Genomic DNA, 19236 nt, shown 5'->3' with positions numbered 1-19236 from the left:
GGATGTTAAAACAAAGAGCTCCGGAGTGCGTTATTGGGGGATACGCACTCCGGAGCGGTCTTTGAGCAGGGGCTTTCGTTTCCTGCACTCATCACTCTACGTGGCATGGGACGCCATTGCCACCACCTCGAATAAGTACTTTCGCTTTAGTTTCTCTGGGCCGCTTCGTGTCGCTTTTTCTGGGGCACGATCAGGACCGGCCGGCGCTGGTGATGGCTCAACCACGCAGCCACCGAACCGTTAAGGGCCTCGGATATGCGGTGGCCCAAACCAGGCTCCGGCGAACCGACAATGATCATGGACGCGTTGATGTCTGCCGCCAGCCGCCCCAAAGCCCTGGCGGGATCCCCGGCCAACAGCCGCAAGGTCCAATCGGCAGAGCCGCCGTCCATGGCCTCCGCAATGACCTTCCCAAGATCTCCGCGGACGGCTTCCACCTCCGCGTCGTCCTTCTCCGGGTGCAGCGACATCCGGTGCGTCTCCCGGGACGGGTCCCACTCAACAAGGTAACTCGCCTCGTCCACGTAGGCGCACACCAGCGGCACGCCGAGTTGCTCGGCCAAGGTCCGGGCAGTTTGCAGCACTTCCACGTGCTGGTCCGGCAGGACGCCCACCACCAAAGGGATGGGGCCGCTGAAATCCTCGTCAGCCATACCCTTATTGTTGCGCCGTGTGGGGCTGTTGAACAGGCTTGTTCCAGGTCAGCCGGACCTTGAAGTTCGACGCCGTGCTGGCTGAGGCAATGAACGCACCCGCCTCCGCATGAAGGTCTATGCCGAACTCCACGCTGAGTTCGTCGGGCCGGTTTTCCAGGCTGAGCAACTCGTCAATGACACCTTGGACGGCTGGCCGCACATGCTCCAGCGCACGTTGGAACGTCTGCTGGGCGCGGGCGAAAACCCCGGAATGATCGGCCGAGTGGTCACCACCCCGCGTCACCAGACTCCCGGCCGTGCTCGCCACCTCCACAACCACCGTGCCGCCGTCGTCCGTCGCGAACTCCACCAGGCGCGTCATGGCGTGGTTCCCACTGCGGCGGGTCGGAATTTACGGGCCGTCACCGCGAAGGCAATGCCTGCAGCGCACATAAGCAGCAGGTGAAACAGCAGGGGAAGCGCCTGCGACATGTACCAGATCTCCATGAAAACCCCTTTGCCTTGGAACCAAATGATGGGCTGGAGCGCCGTGGGCAACAGCAGCAGCCAGGGCACTCCCGACTGGCCCCAGGCGCGGAACGCAAGAATCCCCGCCCACAGCCCAAAGACGGCCAGGACAAAGCTGGCCACAACGGCAGTGACTTCCACCGTGTAGTTCAGCCCGGCCAAACCGAACACGGCCTGCGAAATCACCACGCCGCTCATCGCCAGGCGGGCTTGGGATGACTGGTCCGGCACGCCCGCCACCAGGATGAGCAAGTACCCGAGCGGAGCCACCAGGCCGTAAAGGATCCTGAGCACGATGTCGCCGCCGTTGTCCTGCCAGGAGTTCTCGTCGAACCACAGGAAGAACACCATGAATGCCGCTCCGACGCCGCCGGCGACCGCCAAGGCGGCTCCTCCCCACATGAGCGGCTTCCACGCCACGGCCGCTTCCGGCGGGTGGGGTGCAGGGCTCGACGGCGGTGCTTGCCCGGGTGGGCTGGTGTGGCTTTGCGCCGGGGTCACCACTTGTGGGCGTGCTGATTGTGCGGGTGCTTGTTGTGGCGGTGCCGCCTGCGGGGCCTGATGCTGGCGTGGCCGGGGGAGTTCCGGAGGGTCGAAGGCCGTGTACGAGCCGCGCGGAGCCTGCCGTTCTTCGGCGGTTCCAACTGGCTTTACCTTTTCCCTTTCGGCCCGCTCCATCTCCGCGCGGGCTGCGGTAGCCAGTCCATCGGGATCGGCGGCGGCGGAATCCAGCGTTGCCAACTCCCTTGAGACATCCAGCACTGTCTCCCACGAACCCAGCGAAGAGTGGTAACGCAGCTCGCCCTGCAGATCGGAGATGCGCTGCTTTCGCTCGCAATCCTGCTTCCGGGCTGCGGCGTCCGGATAGCTGGGGTCGTCCTGGACGGCGGCAAACCCATCTGCGGCGCCCAACCAGTCACCGGCCTCCTCCGCGGCCAAGGCATCACGGTAGATCCGGGACAGTTCCAGCCGCTTAGCCGCAGAATCCCTGAGGTTCGCGGCGTCGCGGTAGCCCGGTTCCAACGTGAGGAGGTCGTTGAACAGCTCAACGGCCTGCTCGAACCGCCGTGCCCGCAACTCGGCGGAGGCCTGGACGTATAAAGCACGGAGCTGGGCGTGGCGCATGGTAGGCGCGTGGCCATCCACGCGGGAGGTGCCTGAACCGACTGAGCCGGCCACCGGCGTCGGGTCCTCCGCGCGGAAGGTTCCAAGGCCTGCCACGGTGCGTACCGGCGTCGTTGTTTCCGCTGGGGAGGGCGCGCGCGGTGGGCCTGTGAGGGTGAAAAGCTGGGTGGAGCCGCCCCGGACGTAGAGGGCGGGGGTGACCCATTCGAGGGTGCCGTCGGGGCTGGCCATGACCGAGATACGGCCGACGCGCGCGGCTTCGTCTACCGTCCGGCCGTTGGCGATCGCGGCGTAGAAGCCATGGGAGAAGGAGATGGCGGCGTTGTCGCTGATGGCGAACTGCATGGCGGCAACAGCGCCGATCCCGCTCCTGACCAGCGCGGCGGCCGTGCCGGAGAAGAGGTCTGTCTGGCCCATTTCGCCCGAGGAACAGGAGTTCAGCACCACCAACCGTGGCCTCGGGGAAGCGACGCTGAGCAGCGCCATCAAGCGGACAGCGCGGACCATTGCCGCGCGCCCGTCCTGCCCGACCAAGGCAATCCGGCCTTCATCGGTGCGGGGGTCGTAATCGCCGTGGCCAACAAAATGCACCACATGCCAGGGTCCGGCGAGGAGCATCGACTGGATATCGTCCCAGGTCCCGGTTTTGGACCACACCAGTTCCACGCGGCCCTCGCTGATGGGTCCGGCCAAGGCCCTGCTGAGGTGTTCCTTCTCGGTCTCGACGTCGAGGGCAGGAAGGTCGCGTGGGGAGGCGACGATGCCCATAATCCGCAGCGGAGGCGCGACATCCAGCGGGTTCTGGTTGTAGTCAGGTGCAGGAATGTGGCGGATGAGCGGTTCAGTTTGGCAGAGGTAGGTCTCAGTTCCCGGGTCGAACAGGGTCTCCCACGGCATCATGGCCAGCTCGGGAGCCGCGAGCCGAAGAACAACGCGGAGTTGCTGGCCCGAATGCTGAGTCGCGCCGAGGCTGGCCCGGTAGGTCCCGTACACCTCGCGGGTGAAGAGCGCCTGGAAGAGTTCCTGCCCTACTTCCCGGACGGCCGCCTCGGCGATGGGCAAGGTCCGGCGGGCGGCAACGGCGGAAGCCAGGACAGTCGCTTCGAGTTGGGGCAAGCGGTCCTGAATGCCGTCGACGTCCAGCGTGAAAGCGCCCGACGCGTGGCCGCCCGCCGGCGCACGGACCACGTGCACCGTATATTCACCGCGTGCAGAGCCGGAGTCGATTTCCAGCTCGATGTCACAGTCCATCGCGGGTCCCTTGTGGTTCCTACGTACAGATTGGCCCTACTCCGGCTACCTCACAAGGGGTTTCGGGTACAACCCTTGAAGCTGCAACTGACGCGGCCTACCGTTAATCGACGGAAGGTGGTCCTGCGGTGGAAATTTACATGTGGTGGTTGGATTTGCACATGGACAGCAAGGAATGGCTGCGCGAGAACCTGCGCGTGGATGAACTTCCCCTGCAGGTCCTGCAGCACATCGCCGAGGCCGGCGGTCCCCATCCGGACAAGGTCAGCGGCGTGCTGACCACGGCCGATTGGGACTTCATCCAGACGCAGTCCGAGTTCGTGGATTGAGGCCCTAAGCGGGTGTCCAGCCCAGCGCTGGCCCCAGCTTCTCCGCGATGTCCGTGAGGATCTGCACGTAGTCCTCATGCTCGAAGCTGAACGGCAACGCAAAGGCTACCTCGTCCACTTCCTGGAAGCCCTTGTGTGCGTAGAGTTGCTCTGCGATCTGGTCGCTGGTGCCGATGAGGTCCCGCGCGAACATCATGCGCTTTGGTCCTTGGGGTGCACTGGTGCGGGGAGTGCGTTCATCGACGTAGCGCTGGTACTTTTCCCGCTGGACGTTCGTTGCGGAGTCCGTGGGAATTACCACCAGGCCTTGTGAGACGCGTGCTGTGCTGTGGCCCTTGGCGGCGGCCGCCTCACGGAAAGCCCGGATCTGCCGTTGCTGGACTGCGGCAAAGTCCGGTTCCTCGTCAGGTCCAGGGAACATCACGCTGCTGGTGAGCAGGTTGAAGCCGTTCCCGCCGGCCCACGTGGCTGACTTCAGGCTGGCCGCTCCGTACCAGAGGCGTTCCCGCAGGCCCGCAGAGTGGGGTTCCACCCGGTTGGAGAACTCCTCCACCACGCCTTGCTTACCGGAAAACTCCCGGACCTTTTCCCCTGCGACCAGCCGGGCAAACCGTTCCGCGCGGGCGTAGCTGAAGTCCTCGGTGTCGCCTGAATCCGGGTAAAGCTCATGCTTCACGGTGTCGTAATGCATGGGTTCACCGACGCTGACTCCCGGATTGATGCGACCCCCGCTGAGCAGGTCCACCGTGGCCAGGTCTTCAGCCAGGCGCAGGGGATTCTCCCAACCCAGCGGCGTGACCGCCGTGCCAAGCTCGATCCTCGACGTCCGCTGGCTAGCCGCGGCCATCACCGCAACCGGAGATGAGATTCCAAACTGCAGGTGCCGGTGGCGCAACCAGGCACTGTCGAACCCCAACCGTTCGCCGAGCTCAATGATCTCCAAGGTTGAGCGGTGCCCTGCGGCCGGGTCCACGGGATCGAACAGGCCGATGGTCAGGAATCCAAGTTTGCGAAGCGGGCGGTCTGGGGTGGGCATGGCTTCCTTCTCTGTCGGTCTCTGTCGCTCGGCGCTTATCGCTCACCCTATGCGGTGGGTCTGACGACGACGGCGGGAGGTTACTTTGTGTGATGGGACGCCGCTGTTCGATGCAGCCCAGGACAGGGATTGCGCCAATTCCGTGTCACGCGCAGCTGGGGTGTGTCCCATATGGAACGCTGGCCAGCGGTGGTGTTTGGTGTCCTGCCAGGGAGGTGTCGAGCCCACGCAGGGAGGACCTGATTCAGAGCGTTCAAGGCCACTTGACGAGATTCCGGTGCCTGACTATATTTTTTCTCGCAACAAAAAGTGAACGGAAGTTCCCCCGGGTTCAAAGTAGCTGTAGTTGCCTGTTTCGGGGGAAGCACCGTTGCAGTTGTACCGGGCCGTCAAGCAGTAGGAGACGGACAGAGCAGTACCAGCAGTACCTGGTTGTCGACAGCTTGAGACGGCCAGTGCAGTACCAGTAGTACCGGGCCGTCAAGCAGTAGGGGACGGACAGTGCAGTACCAGTAGTACCTGGTTGTCGACAGCTTGAGACGGCCAGCGCATCACCAGCAGTACCTGGTTGTCGACAGCTTGAGACGGCCAGTGCATTACCCGTAACATGGGGCGGGCAAGTCGAGAGCATCACGCACTCCTTGCCCGCCCCAACTTTTTTTGGGTGCAAATGTAGCTGCATAAGGTGCGGATCTCGCTCAATCCCCAGGCCACCTCAGTGAAGCGCTCGTTCTCCTGGAATGACCGGTTGAACACTCCGTACATAGCGACTGGCGTGGACGGACTAGGCGCAGTTGGCGGCGGGCACCACTATCTGGGTGCCCGTGTCCGTTGTTGGGTAGGTCTTCATCTCAACAACAACCGACTCCCGCTGCTTGGACCGCATGCGCAGGATGGCCAATGTGGAGATGAGGAACCATGCAATGTTGGTGACAACGGAAGGCCACGCGCCGTGAAGCAAGCCGTTGATGATGAAAGCGCACGCGCCGAAGAGATTGACGGCTTGGAAACTGATTCCCGGCTTCAGCCAACCCATGGATACTGCCGTGAAGGCGCCAAGCATCGCAGCGGCACCTGTCCATCCAACAATTTCCCAAAGCAGTTCCATTGCACGTCCTTCCAGGGTTTGGGCGCAAGGCCAGCGCGCGTGGCGTTGAGGGGTTTTCCGGCCGCAGACTGCGGCTATGAACTAAATTCTGGAGGATGGATGTCTTTAGTTCAATTGCATTATTCTGAAGCCCGTATTTAGAATCTCTGAACATGGAGATGGACCCTCGTCGCCTGCTTGTGCTCCTCGCCGTTGCCCGTACTGGCGGGGTCCTCGCGGCTGCCGACGAACTGCGCATCACGCCGTCGGCAGTGTCCCAACAACTCACCAAGTTGGAGAACGAAGCGGGCCAGGCGTTGCTCCTCCGGACCCCCAAAGGTTCCGTTCTGACGCCGGCCGGTTTGGCCATGGCGGAGGCCGGGGAGGAAATCGAGAGGGCCCTCAATGTGGCGCGCTCCAGGATGCAGGGGCAGGCTGAGGTGGCCGGTGTTGTGCGGGTGGGCGGATTCACCAGCTTCATGCGAACTGTGATGATCCCGCGTCTTCCTGAGTGGCGGACTCAGTACCCCCAGTTGCAGATCCAGCTGGTCGAGGACAGCTTCCCGGCGTTGATGCGGCTTTTCCGCCAGCGCCAGCTGGACGCGGTGGTGGTTGAACACGATTCGACCACGTCCGGGCAACGCCCTCTTGCAGCCGGAATGGTGGAAGAGCCCCTGTTGGACGAACCATGGAAACTGGTGGTGCCCGCGGGATCCCTGCTCACTACGGACAACCTTGATTTGAGCCGCTTGCCGTTGCCGTGGCTGGGGGTTGAACCTTCCGCAGCCAACGTTGCCGTGCTCGGGCGCCTCCGCCATTCGACGGGTGCCCATATCGAGACGATTCACCAGTACCAGGACACGCTCACTGCCCTGGCATTGGTAGCTGCCGGCGAAGGCGTTGCCATTGTGCCCACCTTGGCATTGACGGGCGTAGTCCAGGACCAGGTGGATATCCTTGACGTCCCGGGATTGGGGACAAGGCACATTGCCCTTCGCCGGTTCGACCGACGGCGGCCAACAAGCCTTCCCTTGGACACGGTGGCCCGTCTCCTGCGGGAATCGGCGGCCGCCTTCGACACCCGGTCCACTCCCTGAAAGAGCTCGTCGGCAACGCAGTCCAGGCCCGGCCCCGGTCCACCCGCCAGGGCGGACCGGGACGGCTGAGAGCTAGTTCAGCGCCGGGGTGTCCGCCGGGATGACGCCTGATCCGTACAGGTCAGAGGCCAGATCCTGGAGGGCACGGAGGGCCACCCGCTGGGTGAATGGACCGTAGGAAACGCGGGCCACGCCGAGTTCCTGGAGCTCCGCAGCAGGCAGCGCTCCGGGAGCGCCGATTATGGAGAGCTTGCCGTGGCCGAGACCCTCAACCAGTGGCTCGATGGTCTCGCGGTTCAGTGCGCCGGGCACGAAAACCAGCGCGGCACCGGCGTCGAGGAATGCGCGGCCCCGCGCGATGGCGTCGTCGATGCTGTCCTTGATGGGACGATCACCGCCGCGGACTATGGCGTCAGTGCGTGCGTTCAGCTGGAACGGAATACCTTCCGCGTTGGCAGCCTCAATGATCGCCTTGACGCGGGCGACTGCTTCCTCGAACGGCCGCAAGCGGTCCTCAACGTTGGCGCCCACAACTCCGATGCCAATCGCACGACGGATCGTTTCGGCAGGGTCCTCATATCCGTCGTCGAGGTCTGCGGTGACCGGCAGGTCTACAGCCTTGACGATCCTCTCCACGCCGCTGAGTGCCACGTCCAACGGCATGGTTCCGTCCTTGTAGCCAAGAGCCGCAGCGATGGAGTGCCCGGCGGTGGCAATGGCCTTGGTCTGGGGGAGTGCGGCCACCGCGGTGGCACTCACTGCATCCCAAACGTTGACCACACTCAGGATCTCGGGAGCTTCGTGCAGGGCTTTCAGTTGTTCCGCGCGTGTACTCGTGGGTGTTTCGGTCATGGTTTTCTCCGTCATCCTCGGTAGGGAGTTGGTGCCAGGTTCAGCCTAGACGCAAGGCATCTGCCGTAGGCAAACACAACGGTCAAACAGGGACTTCAAGAGCCCACCGCGATGTCCATACCCAGAGGCAGCTCGGCACTGGACGTTCCTGCGTGGAGGCGGAAAATGCCGGGCTCAAGGGACCATGAGCCGGAAGCCGTATCCCAGTGCTCGAACAAGCGCCGGGGGATCGTGATGGAAATCGTCTCCCCGACACCGGCCGGAAGCTCGGAAACGGCAGCCCCCGCGTACCAGAGCCCGGGCCTGTCCACGCGGCTTTGGCTGCGGGAGAGATACACCTGAACCACTTCCCGCGAGGCCCGGTTGGAGTGGTTCGTGATGCGGACAGTGACTGCAACCCCGTCTTCCTGCGCCTCCGCTTCCAGGTCCGAGAGGCTCCATTGTCCGTAGCCCAGGCCATGTCCGAATGCATACGCGGCTTGGGTAGCCGCTCCTGCCCGGTATCCGATATCCAGTCCCTCGCCGTAAACCACGTCGCCATTCTGCGGCTGTGGCGAAGGCAGCCCCTCTTCGCTGGAGGGGAAGGTAACCGGCAACCTGCCGCCGGGCTCTGACGAGCCCGTCAGTACGTCCGCCACAGTCCAGCCCATTTCCTGGCCACCGAACCAGGTGAGGAGGATGGCATCGACGTCACCACGCCACGGCAGGAGCACCGGGGCTCCGGAGTTCACCACCACGATGGTCTTCGCGCTCACAGCGGCCACTGCAGCCACCAGTTCATCCTGCCGGCCCGGCAAGGCGAGGGTGGACCGGTCAAAACCTTCAGCCTCGTCTTCCGGGCCCGTCCCCACGAAGACCACTGCGCAGTCCGCGTCCCGGGCGGACTCCACCGCCTCCGCGATGAGCCGATCGGCGTCCGGAGCCACCGAGTCAAAGCCAAGACGCAAAGATGCCACGGTCCGGGGCGCTGGCGTGTAGGTGAAGATGACGTCCACGGCTTGTTCCGGCGTCATGGACAGTTCCACCACGGTTTGGGGCGGCAGGGACATGCCCACCACGGCGTCCGCGTTGATGGGGATGAGCTGACCATCGAACCGGGTGGCGCCGTCGATCGTCACGTGCGCATGCCCCACGCCAGCGGCAGCGAACTCGTAATCGCCAGGCGCGTCGACTGTGAGGCGGGTGCTTGCCCGAATGGCCTTGACGGCTTCCTCGGCAACGCCATCCGGATAACCCATCCCGTAGGTGAGGGTGTCGCAACGGTCCCGGGGTTCGCTGCCCAGCGTCCGCCCGTCCTGGTCCAGGAATTCAACGAGGACCACTCCCAGGCGTCCGGGCGCGCTGCCGTTCGAAGCGGACAGGGTCTTCACCAAGGTGTTGGGGCGGACCCCTTCGGAGTAATGGAACACGGTATCCGGCAAGGCCGCCCGCAGTGCCTCCAGCGGCGGCACCGCCCGCGGCGCGATGACCGCAGCGCTGCCCCCACCGTTGGTTCGCGGCAGTACCGCGGAAGGACCGACGACGGCGATCTTGCGCGCCGCCGTCGTCAACGGCAGGGCTTGCGCCTGGTTTCGCAGCAGGACCATCCCCTTGGCCCCGGTGTCCCGCAAGAGGCGACGCACCTCCGGTGATTCTGCCGCCGGTGGGGTGGGAAGTGCCTCGCGGTCCACCAGGGGCGCGATGCCGTCCAAGGCCCCGACCCGGCCGGCCAGTCGCAGCAAGCGGAGAACCTTCCGGTCGACGGCGGCTTCGGGGACCCGTCCTTGGCGGACGGCGTCCAGAAGACCGTCGGCCCACGCCGTCCTGGGGCCGGGCATTGCCAGATCGGTACCGCCCCGTGCCGTTGATTCCACTGTCCGGATGGCTCCCCAATCAGAGACCACCAAACCGTCGAAGCCCCATTCGCGCTCAAGTACGTCCGTCACGAGGTCCGACTCCACCGCCGGAGTCCCGTTGACCCGGTTGTACGAGGACATGACGCCCAGGCCGCCGGCCTTGACGATCGCCTCGAACGGAGCCAGGTAAACCTCGCGGAGCACATGCTCCGGCACCACCGAGTTGGAATTGATCCGGTCGGTTTCGGCCTCGTTGGCGATGAAATGCTTGGCCGTGGTTGCGGGCCCTTCAGCCTGGATTCCCTGGACCATGGACGCCCCCATGACGGCCGTGAGGTAGGGGTCCTCGCTGAACGCTTCGAAGTGGCGTCCGCCGTAGGGAGTGCGCTGCAGGTTGACCACTGGACCCAGTACGACGTCGACACCCTTGCGGCGCGCTTCGGCGCCGATGACGCTGCCCATGGAGACCGCCACCTGGGGGTCGAACGTGGCTGCTACCGCCGTCGTCGATGGGATGTTGATGGAGGTATCCGTTTCGGTCCACCGCACGCCGCGGATTCCGACGGTGCCGTCGGAGAGAATCAGGGGGCGCAGCCCGATCGATTCGTCGGCGTAGGTGCTCCAGTGATCCTTGCCGGACAACAGGCGCACTTTGGCTTCGAGGTCCAAGCGCGCCAGCTTGGCGGTGATTTCCTGCTCGAGCAGCTCGGAAGGGGGAACGGGATTTGTACGCACGGGCGGCACCTTTCGCAATATTCTGCGGGCCGCCTTTGGAGAATATTGCGCGGCCGCATCAGGCTCGGTGGGGTTCGCGATATGTTGACCGCTGCGAGCAGGCCCACCGAATGGATTGCGTCTGCCTACGTTCACCACAAATTTACAGCATGCGCCGTTCAGGGTGCCATGATGCGGCTACACCGTCCGCGCCTGTTGCCTCGTCTGGAACGCCAGGAACGCCGCCACCACAAGAACCACGGCGCTGGCCAAGAACGTGCTTTCAAAGCCCATCGAGTCGAACAAGACTCCGCCAACAGTGGATCCCAGGGCAATGCATGTTTGGACGACAGCCACCATGAGCCCGCCGCCCTGTTCGGCGTTGTGGGGCATCGCTTGCGCCACCCAGCTCCACCAGCCCACGGGCGCGGAGGTGCCCAGCAGGCCCCACAGGGCCAGAAGAACAACGACGACGGCGAACACGGCACCGAACGGTATCAGCGCAAGTGCAACGAGGGCCATGACCGCGGGGATCACCATGAGGGTCCGGTAGAGGCCGGGTCCCAGGAACCGGCCGATCAGGATGGTCCCCGCGAACCCGGATACGCCCATGACCAGCAGAACCAGCGACACGACCGTCGCTTCCACGTGGGCCACGGTTTCCAGGAAGGGCCGCACGTAGGTGAAGAGGATGAACTGGCCCATGAAGAACGTCCCGCAGGCAGCCATGCCCCACGCCACAGTTCTATCTTTGAAGGCCGTGAAGATGGTGAGGATGTCACGGGCCTTGGTCCTGTTCCCAACCGCCGGGGCCGCCAGCGACGGCAAGGAAATCCAGAGCCACACCACGCACAGCGCTGAGATGGGCACAAGGCAGAGGAATGCGCCCCGCCACCCGATAAACGAGCCCAGGTAACTGCCAAGGGGTGCGGCCAGAACGGTGGCCAGGGCGTTGCCGCCGTTGACTATCGCCAAGGCGCGCGGGACCCTCGACGGCGCCACCAGCCGTATGGCGGTAGCTGCGGACATGGACCAGAAACCGCCGATGACAATGCCGATGGATGCCCTGCCCACCATGAACGGCAGGTACCCCGGAGCCAGCGCAATCAGGGCCCCTGAAGCACCCATCAACGCAGTCAGCGCGATGAGGAGCGTGCGCCGGTTCATTCTGCCGACCACCGTGGAAACCGAAAGGCTGGTGAGAACGGCGAACAGCCCGGAGATCGCGATGCCCTGACCCACCAGCCCTTCGGAAACCTGAAGGTCCCGGGCCATGGGAGTCAGGAGGCTGACGGGCATGAACTCGGACGCCACAACGGCAAACGCTCCGAAGGACATGGCGAACACGCCTCCCCAGCGGCTGACGGTGTGGGCGCCCTCTGGGCGTGCGCCTTCCTTGGGTGCGCTATGCGTGACGGTGGGTGTATCTGCTGACATGGATTGACCTCTCAGGTGAACAACTTGAATCCATCGGACCACGGCCCGGCAGGCAGCTGGGAGGCCCCATTTATACGGGTTCCAACAGAACCTCTCACCACGGGCAACTGGGGCCGTAACGTGGTGGGCATGGACAATCGGTCGGAAGTGCGGGAGTTCCTGATGTCCCGCCGCGCACGCATCACACCTGAGCAGGCAGGCATCGAAGCATTCGGCATCCGACGCCGGGTCACCGGCCTTCGCCGCGATGAAGTGGCACGTCTTGCCGGCGTCAGTGTTGACTACTACATCCGGTTGGAGCGCGGAAATCTCTCCGGGGTCTCTGACAGCGTGCTTGACGCCATCGGCGGGGCGTTGCAGCTGGACCGCGCTGAACTCGACCACCTTTATGATCTTGCCCGGACCGCCAACCGAGGTGGGCGGGTGAGGGTGAAGAAAGCCGCCAGCACGATCGATCCGGCTCTTCAATACTTCCTGGATTCCATCACAGGAGCGCCGGCCTTGATCTCCAACAACCGCCTGGACGTGGTGGCAGCGAATGCACTGGGCTACGCCATGTACTTCGATCTCTTCCGCAGTTCCGCCGGACCTGCGAACCATTCCCGGTTCATCTTCCTGGACGCTCGTGGGCGGGAGTTCTACCCGGACTGGAACCGCGCTGCGAACACCAACGTGGAGATCCTGCGCCGCCACGCGGGCCGCTTTCCCCACGACAAGGCCATCGCCGAACTCGTAGGAGAGCTCTCCATGCGGAGTGAGGAGTTCCGGACGCTGTGGGCCGCGCACAATGTCCGACGCCACCGGTCCGGAATGAAGAATTTCCACCACTCAGTGGTGGGGTCTCTCGAACTCACGTATCAGCAACTGGAACTCGACGAGGACACCGGCCTCCACATCACCGTCTACCCAGCCGTGCCCGGGAGTGCCAGCGAGGAAGGCTTGAAGCTCCTTGCGTCCTGGGCTGCGACCGAGAACGTCGTCGAAAAAGCCACCGCGGGCTGAAGCAGCCCCCAATCCCGTATCAACCCAAGGAGCCAGGCATGAAATACACGAGGAGCGGCGGCCGGACAGCGGCCGGCCCCAAAGAATGGTTTACCGGAACTGTACAGATCGACAACGTCAGGACCCCGGACGAGCAATCCGCCGTCGGCTGTGCCCACGTTCGCTTCGCCCCCGGGGCGCGGACTGCGTGGCACCACCACCCCAATGGCCAGACCCTGTACGTCACGGACGGAATAGGTCTGGTGGCGACGCGGGGCGCTGGGGTACAGGAGATTCGCCCCGGCGACGTTGTCTACATCGAACCCGGAGAGGAGCATTGGCACGGCGCCACCCCGGACCGCTTCATGGCACACGTCGCCATGCAGGAGGCCGACCAGAACGGAGAGGTTGTGACCTGGCTCGAGCACGTCTCGGACCAGGAATACGGGGCCATCGCCTGACTTTCCCCGCGTCGTGTCCCGAACGTTCACCGGTTGGGCTTTAGGCTGGCCGGTGAATGGGGGGATTCGATGTTGGATTTACTGAGCCTGAAACTGGCTCTTGCTGTTGTGACGTTGACGTTGTGGGTGCTTTTCCTGGGGTCTTACCGGAGGACGCGATCGCTCTACAGTGCCTACTGGTCCGCTGCGTTGGGATGCTGGTTGGCAGGTAACGGCGCATATTCGTTGAAGGAAACCGACTGGAGCTGGGCTGCCAACCCTTTCGGCAATGCACTGTTGGTTGCCGGCGCCTACGGGGTGTGGGCTGGATTCCGCTCCTTGCGGGGCTTCAAGACAGCATGGTGGTTCTTCTTTGTTCCCGCAGGCATCACCGCGGCGGCGGCGTTCGTGGAAACAAACGTCGACGGCGCGTGGCCGGGTGGGCTGGTCTACTTCAGTTTCATGGGGGCCGGGATGGCGCTCGCCGCCAGGGAACTCGCCTTGCTGAAGTCAAAGGCTTCCCAAGCGCACAGGCCGCTGCTGGTTGTGGCCATTGTCCTGGTTGCCTATTTCGGTTGCCGGATCCTTGTCTATTCGGTGGCGGGGCCCGGCAGCGAAATCCTGCATACCGTCTTCGGGCCGGCGGTGACCTGCCTGCTGCTGATAATGCTTTTGGTGTTGGTCTCGTTCAGCATGACCGCGCTCAACAACCACCAGCTGATCACGAGGCTCAATGAGCGGGCGATGCGCGATGGCATGACAGGTTTGCTGAACCGCCAAGCGTTCATGGAGTCGGCCGAGCGGGAGTTGGCTTCGCTGCAAACATCGGGCCAGTCGGCCGCTGTAGTCCTGGCGGACCTGGATCACTTCAAGACCGTGAACGATACCCACGGCCATGCCGCCGGGGACGCTGCCATCCGCGCATTTGCGGTGGCGTGCAAAGGCTCCTTGCGGAGAACAGACTTGGTGGCGAGGTATGGCGGGGAGGAATTTGTCATCCTGCTGCCCGGCGCGGATGAGGTCACCGCGGAGGCCATTACCGGTGAGATCAGCAGGCGGTTGGCGGCTGCTCCGGCACCGGACGGTCTGGATTTCCCCACGGTCAGCTATGGAATTTCGTCCACCCCAACGGTGGGCCCGAACCTGGGGCAGCTGATCCAGACGGCGGACGCAGCCCTTTACCAAGCTAAAGCCGCGGGACGGAACCGCGCGTACATCGCAGACGGCCCGCTGGATCCGACGCCGGCCGCGTGAGGTGGCTGGACGTGTCCTCGCAATCGGACCAGGTAATCAGCAAGCAATAACGTTGACCGCCAGGCCTCCCCGCGACGTCTCCTTGTACTTGCTCTTCATGTCCGCGCCGGTTTCGCGCATGGTCTTGATGGCGGTGTCCAGGGAGACGTGGTGGATGCCGTCACCGCGGAGGCTGATCCGCGCGGCGTTGATGGCTTTGTTGCTGGCCATGGCGTTGCGTTCGATGCACGGAATCTGCACCAGGCCGCCGACAGGGTCGCACGTTAGGCCGAGATTGTGCTCGATTCCGATTTCCGCCGCGTTCTCCACCTGCTGGGGCGTGCCACCCAGGATTTCGCATAGCGCGCCGGCGGCCATGGAGCAGGCGGAGCCGACCTCGCCCTGGCAGCCCACCTCGGCGCCCGAGATGGAAGCGTTCGTCTTGAAAAGGACGCCGATCGCCGCGGCCGTGAGGAGGAACCGGACCACGTGTTCTTCCGTTGCCCCCTGCGTGAACTTCATGAAGTAGTGCAGGACTGCGGGGATGATTCCGGCCGCGCCGTTGGTGGGCGCGGTGACAACGCGGCCGCCCGTGGCGTTCTCCTCGTTCACGGCCAGGGCGAACAGGTTCACCCAATCCACGGCGCGCAAAGGATCGCTGGTGTCGTCTTTGGTCTGCAGGTCCGCAAACAGCCGGGGAGCACGACGGCGGACCATCAGGTTTCCGGGCAGGTGCTCGTCCGTGCGGCTACAGCCGCGCGAGACGCACTCCTTCATGGTTTCCCAGATGCGCAGGAGTTCGGCGCGGGTGTCTTCTTTGCTGCGCCAGGCGCTTTCATTGGCGAGCATGATGTCGCTGATGGCAAGGCCCTCGCGGTCGCAGTGGGCGAGCAATTCCTCGGCATTGCTGAAGGGGTAGCGCAGGGTGACGTTGTCCTGCGCAACCTTGCCCACGGCGTCCTCGTCCACCACGAACCCGCCGCCCACGGAGTAGAACACCCGCTCGGACACAACGTTTCCCTGGCCATCGAAGGCCTGAAAGCGCATGCCGTTGGGGTGTGCAGGCAGGGATTGGCGCATGTGCAGCACAACGTCCTTCGCCCTGTTGAAGGAGACCATGCGCCGCCCGCCCAGAAGGATCTTCCTGGCCTCCGTTGCTTCGGCAACCATGCCGTCCGCAGCCATGGGGTCCACTGTTTCAGGGAGCTCGCCCATGAAGCCAAGGATCACAGCCTTGTCCGAGCCGTGTCCCCTTCCAGTAGCCCCCAACGAACCGAACAGTCCGGCGTGAACGCGATCCACGGCGTCGAGCTTTCGATCCTGCTCCAGTGCGGAGATGAAGGTGTGGGCAGCACGCATGGGACCCACCGTGTGGGACGACGACGGGCCGATGCCGATTGAGAAAAGGTCGAGGGCGCTCAGGGCCATGGGATCCTCCAAGTGAGCGGGAGTGTCTGGGTTCCCCTTCAACTTTGGGGTCTGGTGGCGCGGGCGTCCATCGTGAATTAGTGAAGTGACTGTCAAGCTCCGCTTAACGATTACGCGGTGGGTCGCTTCCCGGTGGCCAGCCTGAGTTCTTCAAGGACGGCGGCAATGGCCGGCGCGGCCTGGCTCGCCGCACGGTACAGGACGATGATGTTGCGGCCGCAGCTGGGATCGACGCGGCGCACCAGGAGGTCTTCCGTTTCGCGGCCCAGATTGAGTTCACTCATCAGGGCAACGCCCAACCCGCCGCGGACCAGGCCCAAGGTGGCCATGAGGTTCCGGCAATTGGCGATGACCTTGGGGGTGAAGCCTGCGTCCCGGCAGGTCTGGAGGACGAACTGTTCAAAGACACTGCCTTCCTGGTCCAGGACCCAGCTTTCGTGGGCGTAGTCCGCGAGTGCCACTGGTGTGCCGGCTTCCGGGACAGGCCGGTCGCGGGGAAGGACAAGAATGATCTCGTCGCGGGCCAGGATGGTTTTCACCAGCCCCTCGTCCTGGATCTCGTGCAGGTCGTCCACCACGGCGATGTCAATGTTTCCCGCTCGGAGTTGGGATACGCTCTCGAATGGTTCGAGGTCAGATATCGTCACGTCAAGCCGCGGATAGGCCGCTTGCAGGGACATCACCGCGGATGGAAGAACCGTGCTGCAGAAACTCGGAAAGGCGCTGATGGCCAAGCGTCCGCGGACGTCCGTTTGGAACTTCTTCAGCGTGGCCTCAGCGGCTTCAACCTCAGAGGCAATGCGCGTGAAGTGCTCCACCAGCAGCGCGCCCGCCTCCGTGAGCCGGACCTTCCGGCCCGCCCGGACCAGCAAGGCAAGCCCGGCTTCCTTTTCCAGCACCGCCAATTGCTGGCTGACGGCGGAAGTGGTCATGTGCAGCTTTGTGGCGGCCGCTGTCATGGTGCCTTCAAGCTCCAGGGTCTTCAGGATCTGCAGACGGCGGATGTCGAGCACGGGGCCTCCTTCGGTTTAGCTCTACTTAACCGCATACCCGCTAGGACGTGTAGGGGTGGACGAATCCCAGAGTGGCCCGGCCCTGCTCATCGAGGGGATCATCTCGCGCAGCCACGGCGCCGGGACATGGTGCCGCCGGTGGTCTCGGTCCGGCCACCGCTGCTAAGTGTCACACAACGCGGTCCCGGAAATCGTCCTCAAGCGAGAGAACCCGCTCGTGCAGCATGGTGCGCATGGCGCCGCCGGCAATGACCACCTGCTTGTTATCCACATAGCGCCTTAAAACCCATTGCCCTGCCCACCCCGCGATGGTTCGATGGGACTCATGGCAACCGCAGATACCGCAGAGAGTTATGTCCTGGCGATCGGGACCAAGAAAGGCTTGTGGCTGGCCACCAGCCCCGACCGAAAAGACTGGTCCCTCTCCGGCCCGCACTTCCTGATGAGCGAGATACCCAGCATCGGGATTGATACGCGGAACGGCACAACACGGATCCTGGTGGGCGTACGGTCAGAGCACTGGGGACCCACCGTGGCACATTCAGACGACCTCGGTGCCACATGGACCGAGCCCGAGCAAGGCGCCATCAAATTTCCGGACGGCACCGATGCCGCACTGGAGCGTGTTTGGCAGATCTATCCTGATGCCGACTCGCGCCCCGGGGTGGTGTGGGCCGGTTGCGAGCCGATTTCGGTGTGGAAATCCACGGACGGCGGCGAGCACTTCGAGCTTAACCGCGGACTGTGGGACCACCCCCACCGCAGTGAGTGGGGTGCCGGCTATGGCGGGGCGGCGGCACACTCGATTGTGGTGGATCCGTCCGGCGAGAAGGTCCACATCGCCATGAGCACGGGCGGCGTCTACAGATCACTCGACGGCGGAACCTCCTGGGAGCCACGCAACAAGGGCATCTCGGCCTACTTCATGCCCGATCCCAACCCCGAGTTCGGCCAGTGCGTCCACAAGATCGCCGCCGACGCCGCAGTAGAAGGCCGCCTGTACGCACAGAACCATCACGGCGTCTACCGGACGGACGATAACGGCGAGAACTGGGACTCCATCGCGGAGGGTCTGCCTGCCGACTTCGGTTTCGTCATGCTGACGCATCCGCGCCGCGAAGGGACGGCCTGGGTCATTCCGCTCAAGGCTGACGGTGAACGCATCCCGCCAGGCAGCAAGCTCAGCGTCCACCGGACGGACGACGCCGGAGCGACCTGGAAGGAGCTGCACACGGGCCTGCCGGATCACGAATACAACGCAGTCCTCCGGGACGCAGCATCCGTTGACACTGCCGAACCGGTAGGGGTGTACTTCGGAACCCGCGGTGGCTCCGTTTACGCCAGCGCCGACGAGGGCGAGACCTTTAGCGAAGTGGCCTCGCACCTGCCGGACGTGCTCTGCGTGCGTGCCGCCGTCGTGATTGGCAGCCCCAGTGGGAGCGTGACCGCGGAGTCGGCGGCAGCCAGCGCCCCGGTACCCGGTTAGGTCCGTTGTGGCTGACTTTACGGTCCTGTTGCCTGGTGTCCTGCAGCCCCTGGTCGGCGGACAGTCCTATCTGACTGCGTCCGCCGACGGTGCTGTGACCGTCGGACAGTTATTGGACTCGGTGACCGGAGATTATCCGGTGTTGGCCAGGCGTTTGCGTGATGAAACCGGAGCCCTCCGCCGTTTCGTGAATATTTACGTGAACGGTGATGAGGTCCGGCGCTTGAAGGGTCTGGATACGGAAGTAGCAGCAGGCCAGGAGGTTTTGATCGTCCAGTCCGTAGCCGGCGGCTGAGGGGTGTTGGGCGTCCAGCCTGGGTCTCAAGGAGCGAGCGTCCAAGGAGAGAATGCTCAGGCGACGCGCCAAACACTGCATTCGTCGGTATTGATGGCTTTCCTCATCCCGGAGGCATAATCCATGATCCAGACGACGCCGATCCCCGGGGCCGTTTCCTGGACGCGTCCGCGGCGTATCACCACGTCATCGTAGGCGGGTCCTACCGAAAGGCGGGCCTCGATTTCGTCTCCGCGGTGGAGCTGGCTGATTGCGCGTATTCGTGTTGTGTGGGTTGTTGTGGCTTCCTTAAGCATTGTGTCCTCCTGGCTGGAGCTGGTGCCTGCACTTGCCGGCTATTCCAGTGTGGCGGGGCATTGTTGCCACGGTATTTCGGCGTGGTTAGGGTCCGGTTAGCATTCCGGGATGGTTTCGTTTCTTCGATTTGCGCGTTG

At 64.0% G+C, this 19236-nt stretch carries 18 protein-coding genes; 7 read left to right on the top strand and 11 right to left on the bottom strand.

The window, feature by feature from the left end; all coding sequences use genetic code 11:
• Positions 1-146: 146 nt before the first annotated feature.
• The 3 genes from AB0N72_RS08825 to AB0N72_RS08815 are packed head-to-tail and all read right to left on the bottom strand — an operon-like array spanning position 147 to position 3539.
• The gene (locus AB0N72_RS08825) at positions 147-653 is read right to left on the bottom strand and encodes a universal stress protein (RefSeq protein ID WP_363932173.1); all 507 of its coding nucleotides are present in this window, start codon (positions 651-653) and stop codon (positions 147-149) included.
• A gap of 4 nt (positions 654-657) precedes the next feature.
• Entirely contained in the window at positions 658-1017 is a 360-nt protein-coding gene (locus AB0N72_RS08820) for a CU044_2847 family protein (protein WP_363932172.1), read from the bottom strand.
• Positions 1014-3539, bottom strand: a complete 2526-nt coding sequence (locus tag AB0N72_RS08815; RefSeq protein ID WP_363932171.1) for a CHAT domain-containing protein — start codon at positions 3537-3539, stop codon at positions 1014-1016. Before AB0N72_RS08815 ends, AB0N72_RS08820 begins: the two co-directional genes overlap by 4 nt.
• A gap of 128 nt (positions 3540-3667) precedes the next feature.
• On the opposite strand from AB0N72_RS08815, the gene AB0N72_RS08810 reads away from it, so the two are divergent.
• Entirely contained in the window at positions 3668-3868 is a 201-nt protein-coding gene (locus AB0N72_RS08810) for a hypothetical protein (RefSeq protein ID WP_363932170.1), read from the top strand.
• A gap of 4 nt (positions 3869-3872) precedes the next feature.
• Here the strand turns inward: AB0N72_RS08810 and AB0N72_RS08805 are convergent, their stop codons facing one another.
• Together AB0N72_RS08805 and AB0N72_RS08800 are read right to left on the bottom strand one after the other, a co-directional pair.
• Complete coding sequence (locus AB0N72_RS08805) at positions 3873-4904, bottom strand: LLM class flavin-dependent oxidoreductase (RefSeq protein ID WP_363932169.1); 1032 nt, start codon at positions 4902-4904, stop codon at positions 3873-3875.
• 784 nt (positions 4905-5688) lie between these two features.
• Positions 5689-6012, bottom strand: coding sequence for a hypothetical protein (locus AB0N72_RS08800; RefSeq protein ID WP_363932168.1), 324 nt, complete (start codon positions 6010-6012; stop codon positions 5689-5691).
• A gap of 152 nt (positions 6013-6164) precedes the next feature.
• Here AB0N72_RS08800 and AB0N72_RS08795 point away from each other — a divergent pair, with 152 nt between their 5' ends.
• Positions 6165-7088: a LysR family transcriptional regulator gene (locus AB0N72_RS08795; protein ID WP_363932167.1), complete on the top strand. Its 924-nt coding sequence runs from the start codon at positions 6165-6167 to the stop codon at positions 7086-7088.
• 72 nt (positions 7089-7160) lie between these two features.
• Here AB0N72_RS08795 and AB0N72_RS08790 read toward each other — a convergent pair whose 3' ends face one another.
• From AB0N72_RS08790 to AB0N72_RS08780, 3 genes are all read right to left on the bottom strand, one after another.
• A complete protein-coding gene (locus tag AB0N72_RS08790) occupies positions 7161-7940 on the bottom strand; it encodes an isocitrate lyase/phosphoenolpyruvate mutase family protein (protein ID WP_363932166.1) in 780 nt (259 codons plus the stop codon).
• Between the two features lie 95 nt (positions 7941-8035).
• Positions 8036-10510: a glycoside hydrolase family 3 C-terminal domain-containing protein gene (locus AB0N72_RS08785; protein ID WP_363932165.1), complete on the bottom strand. Its 2475-nt coding sequence runs from the start codon at positions 10508-10510 to the stop codon at positions 8036-8038.
• Positions 10511-10687: 177 nt separating this feature from the next.
• A complete protein-coding gene (locus AB0N72_RS08780; protein ID WP_363932164.1) occupies positions 10688-11926 on the bottom strand; it encodes an MFS transporter in 1239 nt (412 codons plus the stop codon).
• Positions 11927-12055: 129 nt separating this feature from the next.
• Between AB0N72_RS08780 and AB0N72_RS08775 the strand changes: the two genes are divergently transcribed.
• From AB0N72_RS08775 to AB0N72_RS08765, 3 genes are all read left to right on the top strand, one after another.
• Positions 12056-12928, top strand: coding sequence for a helix-turn-helix transcriptional regulator (locus tag AB0N72_RS08775; protein WP_363932162.1), 873 nt, complete (start codon positions 12056-12058; stop codon positions 12926-12928).
• A gap of 38 nt (positions 12929-12966) precedes the next feature.
• Positions 12967-13368 carry a cupin domain-containing protein gene (locus tag AB0N72_RS08770; protein WP_363932161.1) on the top strand — a complete coding sequence of 134 codons (402 nt, stop codon included), beginning with the start codon at positions 12967-12969 and terminating at the stop codon, positions 13366-13368.
• Positions 13369-13437: 69 nt separating this feature from the next.
• Entirely contained in the window at positions 13438-14601 is a 1164-nt protein-coding gene (locus AB0N72_RS08765) for a GGDEF domain-containing protein (RefSeq protein WP_363932160.1), read from the top strand.
• A 36-nt stretch (positions 14602-14637) separates the two neighbouring features.
• Here the strand turns inward: AB0N72_RS08765 and AB0N72_RS08760 are convergent, their stop codons facing one another.
• Positions 14638-16008: an L-serine ammonia-lyase gene (locus AB0N72_RS08760; RefSeq protein WP_363932159.1), complete on the bottom strand. Its 1371-nt coding sequence runs from the start codon at positions 16006-16008 to the stop codon at positions 14638-14640.
• 110 nt (positions 16009-16118) lie between these two features.
• Positions 16119-17021, bottom strand: a complete 903-nt coding sequence (locus AB0N72_RS08755) for a LysR substrate-binding domain-containing protein (RefSeq protein ID WP_363932158.1) — start codon at positions 17019-17021, stop codon at positions 16119-16121.
• Positions 17022-17337: 316 nt separating this feature from the next.
• Between AB0N72_RS08755 and AB0N72_RS08750 the strand changes: the two genes are divergently transcribed.
• Both AB0N72_RS08750 and AB0N72_RS08745 read left to right on the top strand, forming a co-directional pair.
• Positions 17338-18507 carry an exo-alpha-sialidase gene (locus AB0N72_RS08750; protein WP_363932157.1) on the top strand — a complete coding sequence of 390 codons (1170 nt, stop codon included), beginning with the start codon at positions 17338-17340 and terminating at the stop codon, positions 18505-18507.
• Positions 18508-18514: 7 nt separating this feature from the next.
• A complete protein-coding gene (locus tag AB0N72_RS08745) occupies positions 18515-18802 on the top strand; it encodes a MoaD/ThiS family protein (protein WP_159707990.1) in 288 nt (95 codons plus the stop codon).
• A 56-nt stretch (positions 18803-18858) separates the two neighbouring features.
• Here the strand turns inward: AB0N72_RS08745 and AB0N72_RS08740 are convergent, their stop codons facing one another.
• Complete coding sequence (locus AB0N72_RS08740) at positions 18859-19098, bottom strand: hypothetical protein (RefSeq protein WP_363932156.1); 240 nt, start codon at positions 19096-19098, stop codon at positions 18859-18861.
• Positions 19099-19236: the final 138 nt, after the last annotated feature.

Source organism: Paenarthrobacter sp. NPDC089307, assembly GCF_040685055.1.
Classification (GTDB): domain Bacteria; phylum Actinomycetota; class Actinomycetes; order Actinomycetales; family Micrococcaceae; genus Arthrobacter.
Note: the sequence above shows the minus strand (reverse complement) of the source record. Positions and strands in the feature narration are given on the sequence as shown.